Origin of the sequence: Marinilabilia sp. (assembly GCF_016278715.1) — a bacterium.
Lineage (GTDB): Bacteria > Bacteroidota > Bacteroidia > Bacteroidales > Marinilabiliaceae > Marinilabilia.
On the sequence record NZ_JADQBH010000101.1, the window covers coordinates 1 to 4885 of the forward strand.

The 4885-nt window shown below is 43.2% G+C and carries 5 protein-coding genes; 2 read left to right on the top strand and 3 right to left on the bottom strand.

Annotation, left to right across the window (positions count from 1 at the left end):
• The 3 genes from QZZ43_RS06210 to QZZ43_RS06220 all read right to left on the bottom strand — a co-directional run.
• The coding region (locus QZZ43_RS06210) for a hypothetical protein (RefSeq protein WP_291857118.1) at positions 1-216 on the bottom strand (216 nt) is incomplete at its 3' end.
• 463 nt (positions 217-679) lie between these two features.
• The gene (locus QZZ43_RS06215; RefSeq protein WP_291857120.1) at positions 680-850 is read right to left on the bottom strand and encodes a hypothetical protein; all 171 of its coding nucleotides are present in this window, start codon (positions 848-850) and stop codon (positions 680-682) included.
• Positions 851-1893: 1043 nt separating this feature from the next.
• Complete coding sequence (locus tag QZZ43_RS06220) at positions 1894-3423, bottom strand: RNA-binding domain-containing protein (protein ID WP_291857121.1); 1530 nt, start codon at positions 3421-3423, stop codon at positions 1894-1896.
• Positions 3424-3639: 216 nt separating this feature from the next.
• On the opposite strand from QZZ43_RS06220, the gene QZZ43_RS06225 reads away from it, so the two are divergent.
• Together QZZ43_RS06225 and QZZ43_RS06230 are read left to right on the top strand one after the other, a co-directional pair.
• Positions 3640-4173 (top strand): glycosyl hydrolase 108 family protein, encoded by a 534-nt coding sequence (locus QZZ43_RS06225; RefSeq protein ID WP_291857123.1) that lies wholly within the window; start codon positions 3640-3642, stop codon positions 4171-4173.
• 11 nt (positions 4174-4184) lie between these two features.
• Entirely contained in the window at positions 4185-4673 is a 489-nt protein-coding gene (locus QZZ43_RS06230) for a hypothetical protein (RefSeq protein WP_291857125.1), read from the top strand.
• Positions 4674-4885: the final 212 nt, after the last annotated feature.

A 4885-nucleotide genomic window follows, 5' to 3' on the forward strand; every position in this document is an offset into this window, starting at 1 on the left:
GAATTCCCTTTCGCCCTCAATACATTTAGCTCTTGTCCCTACATTATAACATGGCCCGCCACTTCGGGGCTCGCCCGGTCTTTTTGCCCCTTCCCCGCATCCACCCGCAGTGGTTTCGGAGTGCCACATTTTTGAACCTCCCCGCATTGGCACATTGCCAGCCTTACTTACTCTTCGGGTATGAAGAATTCCTTTCTGCCAATTTCTACAAATCATAAAACCCCACTTTATCAGGCATCTACAATTTCCCTGCAACCCCAACCCAAAACTCAAAACTTCAAAACTCAGAACACATAACTCCCCAGTCCGCCAAAGAGCCACCCAACCCTTATTCAAAAATGCGTCCCCCGCAACCACCCCCAAGCTATAAAAACATAACGCGTTCTTATAGGAACAGCCCCGCACCTCTATAAAGCAATAGGTTCTCTTAGGCATGGCGGATTCCAATCCGCCACTAAAACTATTCTCATCCCTCCTCCTCTCAAAATCTTTTATCGGCATAAGGCCTGTTTAATCAACTCATCCCCTAACCAACTCAATACTCTTAAACTTCCCCAAGCTGTCCTATAAGCCCATTATATTTTATAGCCCCCATTCCTTCCCGCTTTTGAGCAAAAAAGGGAGCCGGCCTGAAGGCCCCTTTTCCCCGCCACCCTTTAGCGGTGCGTCAAAAAGGGGGTTACCAGGCTTTCAACATCTCCTTGTGCCCGGGGCATTTGGCCCGGGCTCCCTGTCCGGTTTGCATTCCACTTTCGCTTCGCTCCACCTCCATGCTACCCGGCCATGTATCCCGTACCAATAGCCCTGGGCACCCCGCGGCAGCAGTGCTACAACCCCCAGCAACATTCATATCAGTTTTACATCTAAAACACACCTATCCAATAGTCCGCACAGCTGCTATTCCCCGCCCGGTTTCCTTTAACCATTCACCCCCTTTTTGCCGCGTCATTATAAACCCCGAAAGGATCATCCACATGCGCAGTGATTTTGTTTGTCATTCGTAAAATCCCAGCTCGTAAATCCACATTTCCCCGCCACCCCAAAAGCGGTGTGGGAAAGGTGCAATTCCCTTCAAACACCCCTTATGCCGGTGGCACTTGCCCCGTGCTCCCTGGCCGGTTAGCATTCCACCTACGTTTCTCTCCGGCTTCATGCACCCTGGCCATGCATCCCGGGCCAAAAGCCTCGGCATCCCGCTGCAGTAGTGCTCAATCCCCAACCTCATCAGAGCATATCATTACTCCATCAACATACTTTTATTTGTTCGCACAACTGCCTTTTCTCTCCACGCATTTCACTTATACGGATACACCTTTCCCACCTCATTATCGTCCCCGGGAAGGTACATTCGTTTATCTCCAACAGATTATACAACATTGCAGGTTCCCTTACCTCAAGAGCTTTTAAAAAACAAACGCACCTATTTCTATGCCTGGCTAATCACAATAAATGAACGGAAAATATCAGCTTGCGGAATAAAAGCTAAGAACACTTTCAAAAAGCAAAAAAAGACTCGCAAAGTTAGGTCGGTATCCCGCAGCCCCCCCGCCTTTGTCTGTCAAGGTCAAGCCCTTCGGGTTTTGCAAAAAGTAAAATTCGAAAATCTCCACTACCCTTCATTTTGCAAAAACCTTGACAGACACCCATACCGCCCAATTCCACAGCTTTCTTTTTTCTCTTTTTCTTTTGTCCTTTTTTATATTGGGGGATAATAAATCAGTTCATCTCTATTTCCTAAAATATTTGCACCCAAAAAATGATAATTGTGAAAACTTCAATTTATCAACCATAAAAAAAGCCGCTCCCTCAAAGAAACGGCCCTGGCACAGTGGAGGCAAAGCCCCCTCCGCATAAAATATTTTTTTCTCCCTGGTTTTCTCCCTAGTTTTCTCCCTAAATCGTTTCTCTTCCTGTTAATGTTGTTATGTACTTCTGGTTACGATTCTTTGGCTCTTCCGGAATGGTTCGCTCAATTAACCCTTGTTCTAACAAGGGCTGAATATGTCTCCGGAAATTTGCCGTTTGATTACTTAGCCCCAACCTTTTAAGCATTTCTGCTTTACTCCTCGGCTCTAAACAATATCTCAATAAATTAAGGTTTTTTTCGTTGAGGCTTCTTTTCACATTTTCTTGGTTACTTTCTTGGTTACTTTCTTGGTTACTTTCTTGGTTACTTTTTCTATTTACAGGTAGTATTGTCAAAAAATAAGTACAATTAGCATCAGTTTCAATAATAGGGGCGGGTGAGTTATTTTCTTTCATTTCACGATAAATGGTAGGTATCCCCGTTCCCCTACCTTCGGTAAGGTGCAGTTCCTTTAAAAAATCACCTACTCTTCTATTCCGATAATCACGTGCTACTATCCTTCGGTTTTCTGCCAATATCTTGGCAGTAATAGGAGGTATGGGGCCGGGAAAACTCAATATTTCAATCTTATCTGGCCATATCTGAACTTCAATAGGCTTTCCAACTTCATAACTTTTATGATACACCGCATTCGCCAATGCTTCCTCAATGGCTCCATATGGGAAGTTGAAATACCTCTCAGCTTCAGCTCTTCCCTCTACTTTTACAACTCGTTCGCTAATAATGTTTGAAGAAATAAAACTAAGCGACTCTCTTAATTGCTGATGCAAAGGCCCTTTAAAATATTTTTCCTTAAAATCCTTTCCTGCCTCATCTTTCCTAATTACGACCTCTATCCACGATCGTTGAAAAAACCTATGAGGTTCATGACTAAAGAACAATAACCCTACATTTAATGGTCGAACTCCTTCTTTCGGCCCTTTTACAATATTCATCTGCCTGCATAAATCCACAAATGGCATTGTTGTACTGTCTTCAAAAAGGTCACTTCTTACTTCTTGCAAAAAATCACGAATCAACCCTAAACTTAAGTCATTTAAATCAGCTTCTTGATTAATCCGATCATCAAACGGCACTCGGGCAGCAAGTTCTTGCAGCTTACGCAGATTGTCATTTTTGGCAATAATACTTCTGGACCCACTTCTGATATAATATTGCCGGTTTTGTCCTCGTTTTTGCCCTAAACTTTCCGGTGCTGAATATGGACGCATATCTCCGGCTGGAGCATAAATCACCAGAACATGTTTATCTTCTATAATATATGGCTGTACAATAGGTAAGTAATTTGGAGAAATTAAGTGACCTAACCTCGTAATTTCGCCTTGAAAATAATCAATCTTATTAGGGTTAATGCCTTCAGGAGGAAATACTGGCCTTCCATCTTGTTCAGCTATTCCCACAAGAATATAACCTCCTCCCCAATTATTAATATCATTAGCAAAAGCACAAAGCGTGTGCATTATATCTTCAGGATTCCAACCCTTTTTAAACTCGAGTCGCTCCCATTCAATCACTTTTCCATTTACCAGTTCGTTTATATTCACTCCAAGAGCCATCTTATTACTTTTATAATAATATCAAATTGGGGGGATACTCTTTTCCACAATCTCCAAAGTTGCAAAAAATATCCATCATTTTCCAAAGACGGGCGATTTCCAAATCGCATAACCATAATCATCTCAATCTCTCCCATTTCTCTCACATTCCCCCAACTCCCTTGCAAACAGACACCCTCCGTTATAAATTGCCTCCAATCGATAAAACCTCAAATTATGGCAATTTTTGAAGATGCATTCAACAAAACCCTCATTCACGAAGGTGGATACGTCAACGACCCTGATGATCTTGGCGGAGAAACCTACAAAGGCATTGCCCGAAATATCCACCCCGACTGGACTGGCTGGAGAATCATCGACAGGTACAAACAATCGCCAGGTTTCCCGGAGACTCTGGGTGCTGATGTTCGTCTCCCTGATGAGGTTCGACAATTCTACCAATACAAATTCTGGAACAAGATAAAAGGCGATGCCATTCAAAACCAGTTGGTCGCAGATTCAATCTTCGACTTCTCAGTGAACTCCGGCGTCAAAACCGGGATTTCAATTGCACAAAAGGTCCTCGATGTTGCCCCCGACGGAATCATTGGCCCCATAACTCTTAAGGCACTAAACAATACCAATCCCGATCTGTTTCTGGCTTCCTATACCATCGCAAAAATTGCCAGATATGTCCACCTGGTCAAAATTAGACCGGCCAACCGTAAGTTCTTTTTCGGATGGATCCGCCGTGCTATTGGTGACATCTAAAAACTAAAATCATGAGCTTCATTGCCAACCTCTTCAATCCCAAAGCAGGAGAGACCATCGTCTCTTCTATTGGTAATGTCATCGACAACCTTACCACTACAAAGTCAGAAAAACTTCAGCTGGAACTGGAACTCAAGAAAGCCGAATGGCAACATCAGCATGAAATGCAAAGCCTGCAGATTAAACAGGAAAGCAACATTCTAAAGGATAAGGATTCAGCACGAAACCGGGCAGCAAAAGTGCAGACAAGCCCATCCGCTACGCTGCTAAACAAAAACATCTCTGCTTACCTGGCCATCATTACCACCGTACTCTCTTTTGCTCTATTCTTTGTCATTCTCTTTTATCCCGATTCTCTCCCTCAAAAAGGCAAAGACATTATCATCTATATCCTGGGCGTTCTGAGTGCCATTATCACTCAGGTCTTCAGCTTCTACTTCGGTGCCTCCCTCAAACAGGAAGAACCTAACTTCCTGCCCCCAAACTCATCAGTCCATTAGTACATCAGCAAAATAACTCACTGTTTAATCAGGGTTGGTATTTATTCAAAAAGTGCCAGTTTCCATGCTTGTGAAACCCCCAAATAAGGAGTTTCCTTTTCGTAAATCAAACCTGTCCCAAATAAATATTTTAAAAGAGCTGAATGACATGTTTGGAACCGACCTTGGCAGGTAAGCCTAAAAACAAGGTTGTTTTATCGTAAAATCGTCTC